General features: G+C 38.6%; 17 protein-coding genes and 1 pseudogene. 16 read left to right on the top strand and 2 right to left on the bottom strand.

The window, feature by feature from the left end; genetic code table 11:
- The first annotated feature begins 49 nt into the window (after positions 1-49).
- The 11 genes and pseudogenes from LIZ98_RS04025 (at position 50) to yajC (ending at position 11,833) form a co-directional block, all read left to right on the top strand.
- Entirely contained in the window at positions 50-1,201 is a 1,152-nt protein-coding gene (locus LIZ98_RS04025; protein WP_034771364.1) for an iron-containing alcohol dehydrogenase, read from the top strand.
- Positions 1,202-1,378: 177 nt separating this feature from the next.
- Complete coding sequence (locus tag LIZ98_RS04020) at positions 1,379-2,125, top strand: SDR family NAD(P)-dependent oxidoreductase (RefSeq protein WP_227139602.1); 747 nt, start codon at positions 1,379-1,381, stop codon at positions 2,123-2,125.
- Positions 2,126-2,177: 52 nt separating this feature from the next.
- A pseudogene (locus LIZ98_RS04015) lies at positions 2,178-2,489 on the top strand (alcohol dehydrogenase); the annotation flags it as partial.
- Between the two features lie 204 nt (positions 2,490-2,693).
- On the top strand, positions 2,694-3,623 hold the full coding sequence (gene hprK, locus LIZ98_RS04010; RefSeq protein ID WP_227139600.1) for an HPr(Ser) kinase/phosphatase: 930 nt from the start codon (positions 2,694-2,696) through the stop codon (positions 3,621-3,623).
- A gap of 900 nt (positions 3,624-4,523) precedes the next feature.
- On the top strand, positions 4,524-7,130 hold the full coding sequence (gene adhE / locus LIZ98_RS04005) for a bifunctional acetaldehyde-CoA/alcohol dehydrogenase (protein ID WP_227139598.1): 2,607 nt from the start codon (positions 4,524-4,526) through the stop codon (positions 7,128-7,130).
- Positions 7,131-7,254: 124 nt separating this feature from the next.
- Entirely contained in the window at positions 7,255-7,857 is a 603-nt protein-coding gene (gene ruvA, locus LIZ98_RS04000; protein ID WP_227139597.1) for a Holliday junction branch migration protein RuvA, read from the top strand.
- Positions 7,858-8,130: 273 nt separating this feature from the next.
- Entirely contained in the window at positions 8,131-9,132 is a 1,002-nt protein-coding gene (ruvB, locus tag LIZ98_RS03995; RefSeq protein WP_034771341.1) for a Holliday junction branch migration DNA helicase RuvB, read from the top strand.
- A complete protein-coding gene (locus tag LIZ98_RS03990; RefSeq protein WP_041846203.1) occupies positions 9,129-9,335 on the top strand; it encodes a DUF2905 domain-containing protein in 207 nt (68 codons plus the stop codon). The genes ruvB and LIZ98_RS03990 overlap by 4 nt, the downstream gene beginning before the upstream one ends.
- A gap of 16 nt (positions 9,336-9,351) precedes the next feature.
- On the top strand, positions 9,352-10,380 hold the full coding sequence (gene queA / locus LIZ98_RS03985) for a tRNA preQ1(34) S-adenosylmethionine ribosyltransferase-isomerase QueA (protein WP_227139596.1): 1,029 nt from the start codon (positions 9,352-9,354) through the stop codon (positions 10,378-10,380).
- A gap of 19 nt (positions 10,381-10,399) precedes the next feature.
- A complete protein-coding gene (gene tgt, locus LIZ98_RS03980; RefSeq protein ID WP_227139595.1) occupies positions 10,400-11,539 on the top strand; it encodes a tRNA guanosine(34) transglycosylase Tgt in 1,140 nt (379 codons plus the stop codon).
- Positions 11,540-11,584: 45 nt separating this feature from the next.
- A complete protein-coding gene (gene yajC, locus LIZ98_RS03975) occupies positions 11,585-11,833 on the top strand; it encodes a preprotein translocase subunit YajC (protein WP_108899133.1) in 249 nt (82 codons plus the stop codon).
- A gap of 94 nt (positions 11,834-11,927) precedes the next feature.
- Here yajC and LIZ98_RS03970 read toward each other — a convergent pair whose 3' ends face one another.
- Entirely contained in the window at positions 11,928-12,317 is a 390-nt protein-coding gene (locus LIZ98_RS03970; protein ID WP_041846206.1) for a TIGR04086 family membrane protein, read from the bottom strand.
- 163 nt (positions 12,318-12,480) lie between these two features.
- Between LIZ98_RS03970 and LIZ98_RS03965 the strand changes: the two genes are divergently transcribed.
- A complete protein-coding gene (locus tag LIZ98_RS03965) occupies positions 12,481-13,119 on the top strand; it encodes a DUF421 domain-containing protein (protein WP_227139594.1) in 639 nt (212 codons plus the stop codon).
- A 75-nt stretch (positions 13,120-13,194) separates the two neighbouring features.
- On the opposite strand, the gene spoVB is transcribed toward LIZ98_RS03965, so the two are convergent.
- Positions 13,195-14,745, bottom strand: a complete 1,551-nt coding sequence (gene spoVB, locus LIZ98_RS03960; protein WP_227139593.1) for a stage V sporulation protein B — start codon at positions 14,743-14,745, stop codon at positions 13,195-13,197.
- Positions 14,746-14,877: 132 nt separating this feature from the next.
- Between spoVB and LIZ98_RS03955 the strand changes: the two genes are divergently transcribed.
- From LIZ98_RS03955 to LIZ98_RS03940, 4 genes are all read left to right on the top strand, one after another.
- Positions 14,878-15,177 (top strand): post-transcriptional regulator, encoded by a 300-nt coding sequence (locus tag LIZ98_RS03955; protein ID WP_227090767.1) that lies wholly within the window; start codon positions 14,878-14,880, stop codon positions 15,175-15,177.
- Positions 15,178-15,303: 126 nt separating this feature from the next.
- Positions 15,304-17,565 carry a protein translocase subunit SecDF gene (gene secDF, locus LIZ98_RS03950; RefSeq protein WP_227139592.1) on the top strand — a complete coding sequence of 754 codons (2,262 nt, stop codon included), beginning with the start codon at positions 15,304-15,306 and terminating at the stop codon, positions 17,563-17,565.
- A 108-nt stretch (positions 17,566-17,673) separates the two neighbouring features.
- Positions 17,674-20,034 (top strand): single-stranded-DNA-specific exonuclease RecJ, encoded by a 2,361-nt coding sequence (gene recJ / locus LIZ98_RS03945; protein ID WP_227139591.1) that lies wholly within the window; start codon positions 17,674-17,676, stop codon positions 20,032-20,034.
- Entirely contained in the window at positions 20,025-20,537 is a 513-nt protein-coding gene (locus LIZ98_RS03940; protein WP_041846212.1) for an adenine phosphoribosyltransferase, read from the top strand. Before recJ ends, LIZ98_RS03940 begins: the two co-directional genes overlap by 10 nt.
- Positions 20,538-20,671 lie beyond the last annotated feature (134 nt).

Raw genomic sequence — 20,671 nt, 5'->3', positions numbered from 1 at the left:
GGACAAAAATTTCACAAAACATTACCAAATTTTAAAGGAGGAATTGCAAATGGCAACAAGTGAATTTTATATGCCCACTGTAAACCTTTTTGGCGTAAATAAAGTGCAGGAAGTGGGATCAAGATTAAAGGGTCTCGGGTGTAAGAAGACTCTAATTGTAACAGATGAAGGAATCAAAAGTTTAGGATATGCCGACCAAGTTGCCGGAATTGTTCGGGAAGCTGGTCTGGAAGTTGTCATATATTCAGAAGTAAAACCAAATCCAACCGATAAAAATGTTGAGGCCGGTTTGAAAATATTCACAGAAGAAAATTGTGATTCAATCATTTCTTTAGGCGGCGGTAGTCCCCATGATTGTGCAAAAGGGATTGGTTTAGTTGCGGCAAATGGTGGCACGATTCATGATTATGAAGGTGTTGATCGTTCAGCAAAACCAATGGTACCACTGGCTGCCATTAACACAACTGCCGGTACTGCAAGTGAAATGACGAAATTCACAATTATTACAGATACAAGTAGAAAAGTAAAAATGGCGATTGTTGATAAACATGTAACTCCGACATTCTCTGTTAATGATCCGATGTTAATGATTGGTATGCCTCCATCCTTAACCGCTGCAACAGGTTTGGATGCGTTAACACATGCGGTAGAAGCATATGTATCAACGGCTGCTACACCAATTACGGATGCTTGTGCATTAAAAGCAATTGAAATCATTCCTGAATTTTTGCCGCGTGCATTTGCAAATGGTCAAGATTTGGAAGCACGTGAACAAATGATTTATGCTCAATATTTAGCTGGTATGGCTTTCAACAATGCTTCTTTAGGGTATGTTCATGCCATAGCACACCAATTCGGCGGATTCTATGATTTGCCTCATGGTGTATGTAATGCCATACTATTACCACATGTATCCAGATTCAATCTTGTAGCTCGTCCGGATCGTTTCCGTAATATCGCCATTGCACTGGGTGAAAATGTGAAAGGCTTAAGCACATATGAAGCTGCAGAAAAAGCAATTGCCACAATTGAACGACTGGCAAGAGATATGAATATTCCGAATGGATTTAAAGAATTAGGTGCAAAAGAAGAAGATATTCCGGTTTTAGCTGAACATGCGATGGCAGATGCTTGTGCAGCAACAAACCCGCGTAAGGCAAAACTTGAAGAGGTTATGGAAATTATCCGTCAAGCAATGTGATATTAAAGTGTGAAAACTCGCGCGCCCGAGCGTTTAGTCGATTCGAATCGGGCGCTTGCGGGCTATAATATTACTACTTGATTCTTCAATTTGTTAGTGGAAGTCCTAAAGCTCGTTAATAGAGGTTAAATTGTTTTGATTATAAGCAATTACCATTAAAGCAGTGGAGGGATTGTTATGAAATTAAAAGATAAAGTAGCCATTGTCACTGGAGCAAGTGCCGGTATCGGAAAAGCAACTGCAGAACTTTTTGTAAAAGAAGGCGCGAAAGTTGTTTTGACGGATATTAAGGAAGCTGAAGGTCAAAAAGTCGCTTCTGAAATTGGCAGCGAAGCCATTTTTATTAAACATGATGTAGCAAAAGAAGAAGACTGGATTCATGTGGTCAACACTACGATCGACAAGTTCGGCAAAATCGATATTTTAGTCAATAATGCCGGTGTTTACTATATTAGTCCGCTTGCAGAAATCACATTGGAAAAATGGAATTGGCTTATGTCGATTAATGTAACCGGTGTCTTTCTCGGAATGAAACATGTTTTACCTCATATGGCTAAAAATAAAAAAGGCTCAGTAATCAATCTTTCTTCTATCGCCGGATTAGGTGGTGCACCGGGACATGCATTGTATGGAGCCAGTAAAGGTGCAGTACGGATCATGACAAAAGATGTGGCAACTGAATATGGTCCATTTAATGTACGTGTAAATTCAGTTCATCCTTCCTATATCAAAACAGCTATGGCTTCGTACGGGGCTGAAACGGCACAAACATCAATTGATGAACTAGGAAAAGACTATCCGTTACGAAGAATCGGTAATCCTGAAGAAGTTGCTGCTACTTGCTTATTCTTAGCTTCAGATGATTCTTCATTTATTACCGGTCAAGAAATTGTCGTTGATGGTGGAGTCACTGCAGCATTGTAAACTGGGGATAAGGGAGAAGATAACCTGTAAAGAAAAATTCATTATGGTAGATGGTATTCCGGCAACTTTTGATATTTGTCAGGAAATTGTCAAACCTGGTGGCTATATCGCCAACGCAGGAGTACATGGAAAACCGGTTGAATTCCACTTAGAAAAACTATGGATTTCCAATATAACGTTAACAACCGGACTTGTGAATACATCTACAACACCGATGCTTTTAAAAACAGTTACATCCAAAAAATTGCAACCGGAACAATTAATTACCCATCGCTTTACATTTGACCAATTTTTAGAAGCGTATGATGTATTTAAACAAGCTGCCGAAAATGAAGCCATGAAGGTAATCATCTCTAACGAATAAATAAAGGTGAAAAGATTGTAATAAAACATCAGGATATGATTCTGACAGGTCATGTTCTGGTGTTTTTTTCAATTGGATTTGAGAATGAATTCAGTAGTTAAAATATTTTCACGACGGAGTGTTATTACTAGGCAAAAAGTCATTTCTATTGTAGTATTTTTACAAGATGAGTTTGAAATGTATTATGGAAGGAATGCTGAATGAGTGAAAACCATTTCGATTGAAAAATTGGTCCAAGAATTTTCTCTGGAAGTTTTAGAAGGGGAAGATTATTTAAACCGAAAAATATCACAGCCAAGAACCCATCGTCCCGGACTGGAGTTTATCGGCTATTTTGAATATTTTCCAATGGAACAAATTCAAATACTTGGCAAAAAGGAGATTACTTATTTACATAAATTAACTGATGAAAAGCGGCGATACCATATTGGAAATGTTGTCAAATATCATCCACCTTGCTTTATTGTCACAGCCGGTCAAGAAGGCTTAACGTATTTAAAACAATATTGTAAAGAGGAAAGAATCCCGTTATTAAGAACAAATGAGAAAAGCTCGGAGTTTATTGATAAACTGAACAATTATTTAAAAAATAAATTAGCACCTGAAATTGCCATTCATGGTGTGTGTTTAAATGTTTATGGCGTAGGAATTTTATTACGGGGAAAATCCGGAATCGGAAAAAGTGAAACAGCTCATACTCTTATTGGCCGAGGTCATCGTTTAGTTGCTGATGATATTGTTGTGTTGAAAAAAATAAGTTCCAAAACGCTTCTCGGAACCCATAATCGGACAAACAAAGAATTTTTGGCCCTCCGTAGTATTGGTCTTTTAAATATAGCCAAAATTTATGGAAGAAAAGCATTCCAGGAAGAAACTAGAATCGCTCTCGATATTGAATTGTGCCGTTGGGAAGACAATGAATTAAATAATCAACTGGAACCGGAATTGACTTATAAAGACTATTTAGGTGTGAAAATTCCCCATATTGAAATCCAATTGCAACCTGGTCGGGATGTGGCTGGTTTAGTGGAGGCTGCTTGCACGAATTGGTATTTATTTCAGCAAGGGTATAATGCCGCAGAGGAGTTTTTTGAACGGATACAGAACGAATTGAAGGATCAAGAAAACGAATAGGTAATAAATGTAAAGAAAATTATGTGCTAATAAATTTCACTTGAGTTTCGCACCTTGGAAAACCAATAAATTGCCGAAACCCATTGTCATTACCATTTTGGGGCGGGAATGGTCTCGTCGGCAAATTTGAGTGCGGAGATCTTATTTTTGTCGACGATTCCTAATCTCGTCACCGATTTTGTGAGAGCCTTATTTTTGCCTACGAGTCCCAATCTCGTCACCGATTTGAGGGAAGTTCCCTTTTTGCCGACGTTTTTAATGTTTAGCGAAAGTTCACAGCCATCATAGTTGGTATCTTGAAAATAATCGACAAAGCACTTCACTTTTCAAATAATGAAAAATCTTTAAAAACCCCCTGAAAATGTGTCTGGATTTTTACTGAATCATATTAATTATTAAGAATTTGTGAACGGAGTCGTTTCATAATAGCGCTTTCAACCAGATGTGAACGATTACAACCAATTTTACGAAAAGTCCTTGCGAATAATTTGTGAAAAACTTCACATTGATATTGATTATTATCCTTTTTGTTTATATAATGAACTTAGATAACAAGGATGTCACTAAACTTGTTATCGGTCTTCATCAAAGAAATGATGAAGATTAATTCAACTAAAAAAGTAGGAAAAGATTTTTTACAAGTAATTTTTTGTAAAATAGGGACAAAAAATGTCTACGTGGGACATAGTTAGTCCTATAGGTGCACACTCTATCCCGCACAAACGGACACTAAATCTTCCTTAGTGGCTTAAGGAAAATCAAAGATGTAAAGGAGGAAGATAAGTGCCCGTAAGTGCCCGATTGGTTCAACTAACCATCAGTGGGGGGGATGGTTATCCCCACTGATGGAAGTTTCACTTTATCCCACACAAAAATAAAAAATGATAGGAGGCCTTTAACATGAGTACAAAAACATTGGCAAAAGAAGAAAAAACGGTGAATCCAACCGGAAATGAAGTGGATGAGTTAGTTGCTAAAGGTCAGAAAGCGCTGGAAGCATTTATGGATTACGATCAAGAGACCATTGATAATATTGTCAAGGAAATGGCTTTGGCAGGATTAAATGAGCATATGCGACTGGCTAAATTAGCTGTTGAAGAAACGAAACGCGGTGTTTATGAAGATAAAATTATCAAAAACTTATTTGCAACGGAATATATTTACCACGGCATCAAATACGATAAAACAGTAGGTGTGATTCGGGAAGATGACAATGAAGGCATTGTAGAAATTGCTGAACCAGTCGGTGTTGTTGCCGGTGTCACTCCGGTTACAAATCCGACATCAACAACGATGTTTAAATCGCTAATTGCCATTAAAACAAGAAACCCGATTATTTTCGCATTCCATCCATCGGCGCAACAATCAAGTAAAGAAGCAGCAAAAGTATTGTTGGAAGCAGCGATTCGTGCCGGTGCACCGGAAAACTGTATTCAATGGATTGAAGCACCGTCTATGGAAAAAACTGATTACTTAATGAAACACCCCGGTATTTCCCTAATTCTTGCCACAGGTGGATCGGGAATGGTAAAAGCCGCTTACAGTTCCGGAAAACCGGCATTAGGCGTTGGACCGGGTAACGTACCTTGTTATATTGAAAAATCAGCGAAGATCAAACGGGCTGTGAACGATTTAATTTTATCAAAAACGTTCGACAACGGGATGATTTGTGCATCCGAACAAGCAGTGATTATCGATGAAGAAATTTATGATGCCGTTAAACAAGAATTGATTGCGAACAATTGCTATTTTTTAACAGAAGAAGAAAAGAAAAAAGTTGAAAAATATGTGATGCGAGAAACCGGTGGCGTCAATCCGGCCGTCGTGGGACAATCTGCTAATAAAATCGCCGAAGCAGCCGGAGTCAGCGTACCGGAAAACACAAAAATCCTTCTTGCCGAAACGGTGAAAGTAGGACCGGAAGAACCGCTATCCGGTGAAAAATTAAGTCCGGTACTTGCTTGCTTTAAGGTTAAAAATTCAAAAGAGGGCATTCAACGGGCCTTAGAAATGTTGCATTACAACGGTATGGGTCATTCAGCGGTCATTCATTCTCAAAATGAAGAGGTTATTCGTGAATACGGCAGAAAGATGAAAGCCGGTCGTGTGATTGTGAACCAGCCATCATCCCAAGGTGCAATTGGTGATATTTATAACGCCTATATTCCATCTTTAACATTAGGTTGCGGAACATATGGCGGGAACTCCGTATCAACCAACGTTGGTACGTTAAACCTAATTAATAAAAAAATCATGGCAAAAAGGCGTGTTAACATGCAATGGTTCAAAATTCCACCAAAAATTTACTTTGAAAAAAATTCAACTCAATATTTATCGAAAATGCCGGATATTTCAAGAGCTTTTATCGTGGCTGATAAAGATATGGTCCGCCTCGGTTACGTCGATAAAGTATTGTATTATTTAAGAAAAAGACCGGACTATGTCCACAGTGAAATTTTCTCGGATGTAAAAACCGAACCTTCCGTTGAAGTGGTGATGAAAGGTGTCGAAGCGATGGCTAATTTCCATCCGGATGTTATTATCGCCGTTGGTGGAGGATCTGTTCTCGATGCAGCGAAAGGGATGTGGCTATTCTATGAACATCCGGAAATTGAATTCAATGGCGCAAAACAAAAATTCATGGATATCCGGAAACGCGTTTACAAATTCCCTGAATTAGGTAAGAAATCTAAACTCGTTTGTATCCCGACAACTTCCGGTACCGGTTCTGAAGTTACTTCATTTTCGGTTATCACGGATGAAGATCTCGATATAAAATATCCGTTGGCAGACTATGAATTAACACCGGATGTGGCTATTATTGACCCGAGTTTTGTGATGACGATGCCAAAATCAATTACGGCTGACACAGGTATGGATGTTTTGACCCATGCGATTGAAGCCTATGTATCAAATATGGCCAATGATTATACAGACGGCTTAGCCATTAAAGCTATTCAACTCGTTTTTGAATATTTACCAAAAGCTTATCATAACGGGAATGATGAACTGGCAAGGGAAAAAATGCATAATGCATCGACAATTGCAGGGATGGCATTCTCAAACGCATTCCTCGGTTTAAATCATAGTATTGCCCATAAACTTGGCGGAGCGTTCGGGATTCCACACGGACGGATGAATGCGATTCTACTGCCGCATGTCATTCGTTACAATGCACAAAAACCAACGAAATTTGCCACATTCCCGAAATATGAACATTTCATTGCCGATGAGCGTTATGCGGAAATTGCAAAGGCTCTTGGATTACCGGCTCGCACCACTGAAGAAGGGGTCGAAAGTTTAGTCAATGAAATTATTAAATTAGCAAAAGGAATCAATATCCCGATGAGTATGAAAGAAAACGGGGTAAAAGAAGAAGAATTAGAGGCACAAATTACGGAACTTGCCGACAAAGCATTTGAAGATCAATGTACAAATGCTAATCCGAAATTACCGCTAATTACAGAAATTGAAGAAATCATCCGCAAAGCCTATCAAGGGATTTAATTAAACCGCCATCTTGTAAGAGGGACATCTCTTTTGGATTCATTTTCGAAAGAGGCTGTCCCTCTTCTCTTTACTGTTATAAATGTGGTAAAATGTATGACAGTTAGGCAAGGGAGAGGATTAAGTGTACGCATATATTGTTGGAACCGTAGAATATATTAGTCCGCAATACATTGTTGTTGAAAATCATGGAATCGGTTATCAAATTTTTACACCGAATCCGTATATTTTTCGTCAAGATCAAACAAAACAGAAAATATATACGTATTTTCATGTACGGGATGATGCACATATTTTATACGGTTTTCAAACATTAGAGGAAAAACAGTTCTTTACAAAATTGATTAATGTTTCCGGTATTGGACCTAAAGGGGCACTTGCCATCCTTGCAGCAGGAGAGCCGAAGCAGATTGCCCATGCTATTGAGCAGGAAAACGAGAAGTTCTTAACTACTTTCCCCGGTGTCGGTAAAAAGACAGCAAGACAAATAATCTTAGATCTGAAAGGAAAACTGCAAGAATTTTTCAATGAACTTCCCGATCATGCTGGAGGAGACAGCAATGATATGGATGAGGAAAATCATGAACTCAAGGAGGCATTGTTGGCTCTTGAAGCGCTCGGCTATTCGAACAAGGAAATCAGGAAGGTCGCCGGAATGTTAAATACGGAAAACTTATCTACGGATCAATATATAAAATTAGCTTTAAAGAAACTGTCCCATTTATAAAAACGGACCCGTATACGAAAAGTTTCGTTACCACCTTAACGGGTAGTAGGACCTTCACCTCAAGTTTTTCGAGTTTACATAAAAGATAGGTGGGGAATGAGCTAAGTCCCAAGTAGGAAGTAGTTTTTCATTACCATATAGATGAGTACAAATGGGTTGCCGCAATTCTACAAAAGGAAGTAGTTTTCACCATATATATAGTTAAGTACGAATGAATCGCCGCCATTCCACAAAAGGAAGTAGTTTTTCATCACCATATAGAGGGGGATTGTCATGACAGAACGAATTATATCCGATCAAGCCGATTTTGAGGATCTATCTTTGGAACAAAATTTGCGCCCCCATTCGTTTGACCAATATATCGGACAAGATCAGGTGAAAAATAACTTAAAAATTTTTATCGAAGCAGCGAAAATGAGAATGGAAACTTTAGACCATGTCCTGTTATATGGTCCCCCGGGACTAGGGAAAACAACATTGGCAGCAATCATTGCCAATGAAATGGGGGGGAACTTACGGACAACATCAGGTCCCGCCATTGAACGGCCAGGTGATCTTGCTGCCGTGTTAACCGCCATTGAACCCGGTGATGTGTTATTTATTGATGAAATTCACCGTCTTAATCGTGCAATAGAAGAAGTCCTTTATCCGGCAATGGAAGATTTTTGCTTGGATATTGTGATTGGGAAAGGTGCCGGTGCTCGCTCGATTCGAATCGATTTGCCTCCCTTCACTTTAGTCGGAGCAACAACCAGGGCCGGGGCATTGTCTGCACCGCTAAGGGATCGATTTGGAGTTTTAAGCAGATTAGAGTATTATAAACCTGACCAGTTAATCGAAATCGTCTTTCGAACCGCCTCAATATTGGATGCTGAAATTGATGAAGGGGCAGCGAACGAAATTGCATTACGTTCCCGGGGGACACCGCGAATAGCAAACCGGTTACTCCGCAGGGTTCGTGATTTTGCCCAAGTGAAAGGTGACGGTACGATTACACGAGCACTGGCCAATGAAGCACTTGACCTGTTGCAAGTTGATCGATTGGGTTTAGACCATATTGACCATAAATTATTACGAGGTATCATAGAAAAATTTAACGGCGGGCCGGTCGGGTTGGATACAATTGCGGCAACAATCGGCGAAGAAGCAGAAACAATCGAGGATGTCTACGAGCCTTATTTATTACAAATCGGCTTTTTACAAAGGACACCGAGAGGAAGAGTTGTAACCGGAGCTGTATATGAACATTTTCACATGGAGGTTCCGAAAAAATGACAGGACTGGGAAAAATGTTGATGACCATCGGAGGCATTATCTTTCTTGTTGGCTTATTGATGCAGTTTATTAAAATTGGTAGGCTGCCCGGTGATATTATCATTCAAAAAGGTAACACAACCTTTTATTTTCCAATTATGACCTCGATATTATTAAGTATCGTCCTTTCTCTTATCTTTTTTATTATAAACAGATTTAGATAGAAGTTGGTGGGAAACAATGAAATTAGAAGACTTTGATTATTATTTACCGGATGAATTAATTGCCCAAACACCTTTACAAGATCGGGCCGCAAGCCGTTTAATGGTATTGAATAAACAAACGGGTGAAATTGAACATAAAATTTTTTCCGACATTATTCATTATTTGAACCCGGGAGATTGTCTCGTATTAAATGATACAAAAGTGATGCCGGCACGACTTTTTGGAATGAAAGAAGACACAAATGCCCATGTAGAAGTATTGCTCCTGAAACAAATTGAAGGGGACAAATGGGAAACGCTTGTAAAGCCGGCCAAACGGATTAAACCGGGAACAGTCATCAGTTTTGGCGGGGGTAAATTACATGCCAAATGTATAGATACGTTAGAATATGGGGGCAGAATATTCGAATTTCAGTATGACGGCATTTTTTACGAGATTCTAGATGAATTAGGGGAAATGCCGTTGCCTCCATATATTAAAAAACGGCTGGATGATGCCGATCGCTATCAAACCGTCTATGCCCGGGAAATCGGTTCTGCGGCAGCACCAACCGCGGGACTTCACTTTACTGAAAAATTGTTAGCGGACATTAAAAACAAAGGGGTCCATATTGCGTTTATTACGCTACATGTCGGTCTCGGGACATTTCGTCCGGTCAATGTTGAGTCTATAGAAGAACATGAAATGCATGCGGAATTTTATCATATGACTGAGGAAACAGCGAACTTGTTGAATGAAGTGAAGAAAAACGGCGGGCGGATCATTTCTGTCGGGACAACGTCAACAAGAACATTGGAAACCATTGCTGCACGCCATAATGGTTCTTTTGTTGCTGAAAGTGGCTGGACGGATATTTTTATTTATCCAGGGTTTCAGTTCAAGGCAATCGATTGTTTAATTACTAATTTCCATTTGCCAAAATCAACGCTCATTATGCTTGTCAGTGCGTTGGCCGGGAGAGAACATATCTTGCATGCCTACGGAACTGCGGTAAAGGAACGTTATCGTTTTTTCAGCTTTGGCGATGCGATGTTTATTCATTAAAAGAAAGGAGCAGCATGATTTGACTGCGATACGTTATGAATTAATAAAAACCGATAAACAAACGGGTGCAAGGCTTGGCATTTTGCATACACCACATGGTTCTTATGAAACACCGATGTTTATGCCGGTTGGAACATTGGCGACGGTAAAAACAATGTCACCTGAAGAATTAAAGGAAATCGGTGCCGGGGTTATTTTAAGTAATACGTATCATTTATGGTTACGACCGGGGCATGATATTGTGAAAGAAGCGGGCGGACTTCATCAATTCATGAACTGGGATCAGGCTATTTTAACTGATTCCGGCGGTTTTCAAGTTTTTAGTTTGAGTGAATTTCGAAAAATTGAAGAAGAAGGTGTCCATTTCCGTAATCATTTGAACGGGGACAAGCTGTTTTTATCTCCGGAAATATCGATGGAAGTTCAAAATGCGCTCGGTTCCGATATTATGATGGCTTTTGACGAATGCCCACCTTATCCGGCAGAATATGATTACATGAAAAAATCGGTGGAGCGGACATCACGATGGGCTGAACGCTGTTTGAAAGCACATAAACGCCCGAAAGATCAAGGACTTTTCGGGATCGTTCAAGGCGGCGAGTATGAAGACTTACGAAAGCAAAGTGCCGAAGATCTCGTATCTCTTGATTTCCCGGGCTATGCAGTTGGTGGGCTGTCGGTCGGGGAACCAAAAGAGACAATGAACCGGATGCTAGAATTTACGACACCGCTTTTGCCGGCTGATAAACCGCGCTATTTAATGGGTGTCGGTTCGCCGGATTCCTTAATTGATGGTGCCATTCGCGGGATTGATATGTTTGACTGTGTGCTGCCAACCCGGATTGCTCGTAACGGTACCGTTATGACATCAACCGGCCGACTTGTTGTGAAAAATGCCAAATATGCCCGTGATTTCGGTCCGCTTGATGAGCATTGTGATTGTTATACTTGTCGTAATTACAGTCGTGCCTATATCCGACACTTAATTCATACAAATGAAATATTAGGATTTCGACTTTGTACTTATCATAACCTCTATTTTCTGTTAAAATTAATGGAGCAAGTCCGTCAAGCGATTCGTGAAGAGCGTCTTTTGGACTTTCGTGAACAATTTTTTGAACAATATGGGTTTAATAAACCTAATGCAAAAAATTTCTAATAGAGAGGAGGAAACAAATTGAATCAAGGAACATACAGTATTCTCATGTTAGTTTTGATGTTTGTCATTTTTTATTTCCTGTTAATCAGACCTCAGCAAAAGCGTCAAAAAGCAGTACAGCAAATGCAATCAAGTCTGGAAAAAGGGGATAAAGTAGTAACTATTGGCGGTCTCCATGGCTTTATCGACTCCATTGATGAAAGTACAGTTGTTATTAAATGTGGAGATGGCAGCCGTCTTACATACGAGCGTAGTGCTATTCGTGATGTGTTAGAAAAAGCGAATAAATCGTAGGAAATGTTTTCCGTGATGATGAATACCCAGCCCTATAAAAAGAGCTGGGTTTTTTCAAAGATAAAAAGAACTGAATTTTATTTAATCCTCAAAATCAAGCTTGCCGTGAACGGTTTCCCATCATATTTACCCCGAGAATACCTCCCATAACAGCAGTTAGCGTAAAGCAAATATAATAGATTGTTTGTTCCATATTAAAAACAGAATCATATCCAAAAAAATGAAACAAGAAATTAATCACTGTATATAATATTCCGGTTAATCCTCCCAGTAGCCATCCTTTTTCCTTTCCACGGCCGCCTGCAACAAAACCCCCAATGAATAAGGAAATAAACGATATGACTGTAATGATTAAACTAAGTTGTCCCTCTTGAACAGATGAAAACTTGAGAATTAATGAGAATATCAAGCTAAATAGTGCGGCAACCACATAAACGACACCTAAACCGACAAATACAGAACTGCTTAATCTTCTTGTATCCACATAGAGTCCCCCCATAGTCATGGCATTAAAACTGATATTGGTACAAGCATATTCAGAGCTTGGCAAAAATAGAATCTCTTTTATTAAATTTTCAACTCATTTAATAATGAATAAGGAATGAAAACAAAGGAAAACTAATTTGAAGAGAAACGGGGGATATGATATGGAAATATATGGAATTATTTCTTTACGAGTAGTAGTTGTTTATTTGTTAATTGTCCTCATTTTTCGCTTGATGGGGAAAAGGGAAATTGGAGAGTTAGGGATTATCGATTTAGTTGTGTTTATTATGATTGCTGATATTGCCGTCATTTCCATTGAAAGATACAACGAATCTTTTTTTAAACCACTGTTACCAATGGGAATTTTAGTTCTCATTCAAGTTATTTTTTCGCATTTCTCATTAAGAAGCCGAAACTTCAGAAAGCTGGTCGACGGTGAACCTTCAATTATAATAAAAGACGGGAAAATACTCGAGAAACAAATGAAAAAACAAAGATACAATTTCGACGATCTCCTCATGCAACTGAGAGAAAATAATATTCGTTATATTTCCGATGTTGAATTTGCAATTTTGGAACCAACCGGGAAATTATCTGTCTTAAAAAAGGAAAAAAATAAAACCGGCTACACGGTTGGACTGATTATCGATGGGGAACTGCAAGAAGAAAAATTATCAGAGTTAAATTTGAATAAGGAATGGTTATATGATGAATTAAATAAAAGAGGGATTAAAAATCTGAAAGAAATATCTTTTTGCAGTTACGAAAACGGCAAGCTTTATATTGATAAAAATAACTAATAATATAAGGTCCCTTTAGTGAAAGGACCTTATATTTTTTTAACTCTATCTAAACAATTGCCATCAAAAAAAGTGTTATTTTCTGTTTGGACTGATTAAAGATACCGCTTTTTGAATGTCTCCTTTATTAATCACTTTTAAAAATAACAAGAAAAGGAAATAAATTCCGCACATCACGATAACAGTTGCAAAAATTGCAAATAGTAAGGGCAGCTGAACTGCAAAAATGGGATATAGATACTTTCCGGCAAAACCCGTAAGTACGGTTGTAATCAAAATTTTTGCATAGTAACCGGCATAAAAAGTAAGTGGGATCACCTTTAAAATGGTTGCATAATGAAGTAATGTTACCAGTACAAAGCCAACAACAATGCCAATGGCAACCCCATTAATACCAAAGCTTGGATTGGAAGCAAGAGTGAAAATAACCGCTAACTTCACCACAGCACCAATTAAACTGTTAATCATGGCGGCCCGGGCCAAATCTAATGCTTGAAGTGCTGATTGTAACGGGGATTGTAAATATTGCAATAAGATGAACGGTGCAATTAGTTTAATAAAAAATGCACCGCTTAAAGAATTATATAACATTTCCATTAACGGACCGGCAAGAACAAGCAAAATAATGACCGGCAAAGCACCTGTTAACACACAAAATTTCAATGCTTGTTGGATCCGCTTTTCCACCGTTGCGTATTGTTTTAATGAATGGGCTTCACTAATGGCAGGGACAAGGGAAGTGCTTAAGGCAACCGTTACAAAAGAAGGCAGCAATAATAACGGCATGGCAAATCCGGTCAAAGCACCGTATTGCTTTGTCGCCATCATGGCACTTACACCGGCAATGGCTAACGCTTGGGTAACAACAATCGGTTCTAAAAACCAGGAAACAGAACCAATCATTCTGCTGCCGGTCGTTGGTATACCGATACTCATTAATTCTTTAAAAATCGTTTTTGTCTTACTCAAGCTTTTAAAAAAGTTCTTTCGTAATGGAAACGCTTTTCGAATTTTAAACATCGTTAATAAATAAAGTAAAGAAATGAACTCTCCAATTACCGTAGCGATCATAACCGCTGATGCTGCATACTCGATTCCATAAGGTAAGAAAATTCTCGTTAAGATCATAATAAAAATGATTCGCACCGTTTGTTCAATCAATAGCGAATAAGCGGAGGGTTTCATATTTTGCTTCCCTTGAAAATATCCGGCAATTACCGAGCTAACTGCTATAATCGGAATTACCGGACTAATGGCAAGGATAGGATAAATAATTCTTGCATCCGTAAAAACAGTTTTCGCTAAAATAGGTGCACCAAAAAAGAGTACCGGTGTAAAAATTAACGATAAGGTCAATGTTGTCATTAACGAAACAACCAGTATTTTCTTTACCTTTGCCGAATCTCCCTTTGCATCCGCTTCAGCCACCCTTTTGGAAATGGCGACCGGTAAGCCAACTTGTGTCAATGTAACAACTAAAGAAAATGTAGGATAAGCCATCATATATAAACCTACACCCTCTTCACCAATCAATCTTGCTATTAAAATCCGATTAAGGAATCCGAGCATTCTTGTGATAAGACCGGCAACTAAGAGGATGATTGTTCCTTTTAGAAATTTAGACATTTTTGTTCCCTGCCTTCTCAAATGGGATTTTTTTTTATACAATGATATATATGCAAATTTGTGGACAACCTTGCTAACAATTTTAATCATTGCTTATCAAATCGTTATATTTGGAAGAAGGTGGGGATTACTTTGACTGTTCATCTCTATGAAAAATACCGAGAAGATGTTGCCGTTGTCTTGAGTTCGAAGCTGGATGAATTTAAAGTATTTGACTATGATCAAGTTTCTGAAGATGACTTATGGAATTTTTTACTTACAAAAAAATGGAGAAAACCGCGGGAAGATGTACATATTTATGAAATAGTCCGCGATATTTTGAATGTGAAGGTCAGCGATTTTATTTCCTTTCAAACAGTCGAACATTTAAAGGGTCCTGATTGGTTCTCGGATGCGGGAGCGGGTGAACTAGAAGAATTGTTAAAAAAATAGGAAAAATTGACAGCTTGTAATGGTTGTAACATAATGTACATGGTAATAAATGATATTGAAACCTCATATAAAAACATTTTTCATAGCTAATATGGGTGTTCTCTTTAAGGGAGGATTTTTAAACAGATGATTAAACGTAGCAGAATGATTGCTTTTTTTCTTCTCGTTATTTTATTTGCCAGCTTGCTTGGTACGACGACAAATCCTATTCTTGACCGAATCAAGCTAGGACTTGACTTGCAAGGTGGATTTGAAGTACTTTATCAGGTTCAACCGGTAAATGATGGGGATAAGATTACTCAGGCTACATTGGCCAGTACAGCAGAAGCACTGAGTAAACGGATTAATGCTTTAGGTGTCAGTGAACCAAGAATCGATGTAGAGGAAGGAAATCGTATCAGGGTTCAACTGGCAGGGATAAAGGATCAAAAACAAGCAAGGGAAATGTTATCAACAACGGCAGAGTTATCTTTCCGTGACTCTGAAGATAATAAATTACTTGATGGTACGGATCTTGTCCAAGGAGGCGCAAAACAATCCTATGACCAAAACGGCAAGCCAAACGTCACCTTAAAATTGAAAGATGCTTCGAGATTTGCCAAGGCGACGGAAAAAGCTATGGAAAAGACCCCTTCCGTGATGGTTATTTGGCTTGATTTTGATGAAGATAAAGACTCCTATGCAAAAGAGGCCGGAAAGGAAAATCCAAAATATATTTCTGCACCGATGGTTTCAAAGGTTATCAATAGTCGCGATGTGGAAATTACAGGGAATTTTACTGTAGAAGAGGCAAAAACATTGGCTGAACTATTAAACGCCGGTGCTTTACCTGTTAAGTTGAAAGAAATTTATTCTACGTCGGTCGGAGCTCAATTTGGTTCTGATGCTTTACAATCTACCGTATTAGCCGGAATTATTGGAATAGCTGCCATCTACCTCTTCTTAATTGTCTATTACCGCTTGCCGGGTCTGGTTGCTTGTATTGCCTTATCGGTTTATATTTGGATGCTTTTAGCTGTTTATGATGGACTCAATGCGGTTCTGACCTTACCGGGTATTGCAGCGCTTGTATTAGGTATTGGGATGGCGGTCGATGCAAATATTATCGCATACGAGCGACTTAAAGAGGAGATTAAAGTAGGGCGCTCCCTTCAAGCTGCTTTTAAAGAATCAAATAAAACATCATTTGTCACGATCTTTGACGCCCAAATTACGACGCTCATTGCCGCTGTTGTTCTATATATTTATGGACAAAGTTCTGTCAAAGGCTTTGCAACAATGCTTATTATCAGCTTATTAATCAGTTTCATCACAGCTGTATATTTATCCCGTTTCTTATTGGGCCTGCTCATTCACAGCAATTGGTTTAACCATAAATTAGTCTGGTTTGGTGTAAAAAAACAAGATGTTCATGATATCAAACAGGGTGTCGAAACAGTCGATCTTCCTACCCGCTTTGATAAAATTGATTTTGTGAAACGAAAAAATGTATTTTTTACGTTATCCGGAGTTTTACTTGCACTAGGTATCGTTATGTTGCTTATCTTCCGGTTAAACTTGTCCATTGACTTTACCAGTGGTACCCGGATTGAAGTATCCTCGGATAAACCTTTAACGACAGAAACAGTGAAAAGTGAATTAGCAAAATTTGATATTGAAACGGATGATATTGTTTTATCCGGTGATAATAACAACAGTGCCGTCGCTCGTTATAAAGGCAGTTTATCTCAAAATGAAATCAATGAATTAAAAGATTACTTCCATGAGAAATATGGTGCCGATCCGAATGTTAGTGTCGTTACTCCGACAGTTGGCCGGGAATTGGTAAAAAATGCCATTTATGCTGTACTGATTTCATTAGCCGGAATCATCATTTACACTGCATTCCGCTTTGAATGGAAAATGGGGACTGCGGCGATCTTAGCATTAATCCATGACTCGTTCTTTATGGTAGCAGTCTTTAGTATTTCGAGACTTGAAGTTGATCTCAATTTCGTAGCGGCCGTTTTAACCATTATCGGGTTTTCCATTAATGATACGATTGTTACATTTGACAGGATTCGCGATCATATGAAGAAAAAGAAGAGAATCCGTACGTATCAAGAATTGGAAGATATTGTTAATAAAAGCTTGCGTCAAGTGTTGACACGTTCCATTAATACTTCACTTTCAACATTATTGCCGATCATTTTCTTATTATTAATAGGTAGTCAGGCAATTTGGAACTTCTCCCTTGCCATGCTGGTCGGTTTAATTGTCGGGGTTTATTCCTCCATCTTTATCGCCGCTCAATTATGGCTCGTATGGAAAGGCAAAGAATTGAAGAAAAAAGGTGTATTGATTACGTATAAAGAAAAGAAAAAATACTCTGATCAACCGGTTGTGTAATGATGAATCCGACTCGCTCCTACCTTAGGGGCGTTTTTTTTCTAATCCTCTCATTGATTCACTTCTATTCCTCTAGTATAATAGATGAGTTGAGAGGTGAAAGGAAATATGTTGCAAGCAAAGACGCGTTGGGCGGTTCGAGAAGGAAATCGTCAAAAAGCGGAACAATTAATGAATGAACTGCAGTTGACACCTCTAGTAGCAAATTTATTAGTCAATCGAGGTTTAGATACGGCTGAAAGTGTAAAGAAATTTTTAAATCCGGATGAAGAGTTTCACCATCCTTTTTTGCTTAATGATATGGATATATGTGTTGAACGAATTTTTCGGGTAATTCGAAATGGTGAGCGAATGGTCGTGTATGGCGACTATGATGCCGATGGAGTAACAAGTACTTATGTATTATTGAAAACATTACGTGAACTCGGTGCGGATGCCGATTTTTATATACCAAATCGCTTCACGGAAGGATACGGCCCAAATGAAAAAGCATTTCGAACACTGAAAGAAGCCGGTTATCATTTAATTATCACGGTTGATAACGGAATTGCCGGGATTCATGAAGCAAAAGTGGCAAAAGAAATTGGTATTGATTTAATCATCACCGATCATCACGAACCCGGACCGGAACTCCCGGATTGTTTGGCGATTATTCATCCGAAGAGGGCTGATTCCAATTACCCGTTTAAAGATTTAGCCGGTGTCGGTGTCGCGTTTAAATTGGTGACAGCTCTTTTAGGGAAAGTTCCGGAAGAATTGCTTCCATTTGCAGCAATCGGAACTATAGCTGATTTAGTACCTCTCAAAGATGAAAATCGCTTGATAGTAAAAAAAGCATTACCTCTCTTACAATCGTCGGATCATTTTGGTTTAAAGGCGTTAATGCGGGTTGCCGGAATCAATCAGCAAGAATTAAATGAAGAATCAATTAGTTTTGGACTAGCCCCGCGGATAAACGCTCCCGGAAGATTATACCATGCCGGTATGGTCGTTGATTTATTTTTGGCAAATGATAAAGATGAGGCTGAACAATTGGCCCATGAAATTAATGAAATCAATAAAGAAAGACAAGAAATCGTCGATAAAATAACTGTTGAAGCGATTGAGGAAATTTCTCAATCATCAAATTACATAGACGATCAGGTCATTGTTGTCGGTAAGGAAGGCTGGCATGCAGGGGTCATTGGCATTGTTGCTTCCAGATTAGTGGAAAAATTTTATCGGCCGGTTATTGTTTTTTCTTTTGATCAAGCAACCGGATTGGCTAAGGGTTCGGCAAGAAGTATTCCAAAATTTAATATGTATCAAAATTTGTTCCAATGTAAAGAACTTTTGCCGCATTTTGGAGGACACCCGATGGCTGCCGGGCTGACTATGAAAATCTCAGATGTTCCGGAATTAAGGGAACGGTTGAACCGGTTGGCAAGTGAACAATTAGATGAAGAGGATTTTATCCCGGTTACTGAAGTCGATGGGATGATTCCATTGGAGGATATCCATTTGCAATCTGTTAAAGAATTGCTTCAGTTTGCCCCGTTTGGAACAGAAAATCCAAAACCATTGCTTTTAATAAATGATATTCAATTGCCACAAATCAAAAAAGTCGGTGCAGAGAAAAATCATCTGAAAGCAATCATTGAAAACCATTCGGCTCAACTTGATTGTATCGGTTTTCATATGGGGGATCTTGCCGATGAAATATCACCATTATCGAAAGCTTCGGTCATTGGAGAGTTAGCGATTAATGAATGGAATCATGTCAGTAAACCGCAGTTCATATTAAAAGATATTTGTATTGATGAATGGCAATTGTTTGATTATCGCGGTAACCGAAGAATCGACCAGTGGATTCATCAAGTACCGGAAAAAAGCAGTAAACTGATTGTTTTTCGCGAATCCACCGTCAACCAAATGAATTTATCCGAATTCGCTGCCGGTCTTGAAATCATCCATTCTGAAGCCTCAGCGAAAAATTGTGATATCGACGGAATGAACATTGTTCTAATTGATTTACCCCAATCAAAAAAACAATTAGAGTCATTATTGGCTGGAAAGCAGGTTGCAAGAATTTATGCCCATTTTTATCAAGACGATATCGAACTCTTAAATACGATGCCGACAAGAGAACATTTTAAATGGATGTATGCATTCTTGTGTAAAAAAGGTGTGTTTGATTTCCGGCGTTATGGAGCCGAATTGGCGAAATATAAAGGATGGTCACTTCATACCATAAAATTTATGCTAACGGTGTTTTTTGAACTGAATTTTGTTACAATGGATAATGGTATTCTTTCAGTTATAAAAAATCCGTCAAAACGAGATTTATCAGAATCGAAAACTTACCAATTAAGACAGGAAATTATTCAATTGGAAAAAGAGTTGCTCTTTTCATCCTATAAACAATTAAAAAATAGTCTCGATAGATTTATCGGTACCGCAAATATGAAGGAGGCAAAGGCATGGATTTAGAAAAATATATTGCGATAGTTGAAGATTGGCCAAGTAAAGGAATTAGTTTTAAAGATATTACGCCGTTAATGGCCGATGGAGCTGCGTTTAAGTATGCAACTGAACAAATTGTTGAGTATGCGAAAAAAAAACAAATTGATATTGTCGTCGGTCCGGAAGCTCGCGGCTTCATCATTGGTTGCCCGGTTGCTTATGCTTTAGGCGTTGGGTTTGCGCCAGTACGTAAAGAAGGGAAACTTCCTCGGGAAACAATTAAAGTAGAATATGGCTTGGAATATGGTAAGGATGTCCTGACCATTCATAAAGATGCGGTAAAACCCGGACAACGGGTGTTGATTATTGATGATTTATTGGCAACCGGCGGGACGATTGAAGCAACCAAAAAATTAGTTGAACAATTAGGCGGAATCGTAGTTGGTGCGGCATTTCTTATTGAATTAACGTATTTAAACGGTCGGGAAAAATTATCAGGCATCGATTTAAAAACTTTGATTCAATACTAGTTCGTTTTTTGGGCTTGGCTTTTTCGCCAAGCTATTTTTTAAAAGATAAGAAAGTATAAAAATACAAGTAAATAACTTAGAATTAGTTTTATTGTCTAGCTCCGAGCGCCAGCGACTGAGAAACTAACTCCCCT

This window comes from Caldibacillus sp. 210928-DFI.2.18, from assembly GCF_020554505.1.
Taxonomy (GTDB): domain Bacteria; phylum Bacillota; class Bacilli; order Bacillales; family Caldibacillaceae; genus Caldifermentibacillus; species Caldifermentibacillus hisashii.
Note: the sequence above shows the minus strand (reverse complement) of the source record. Positions and strands in the feature narration are given on the sequence as shown.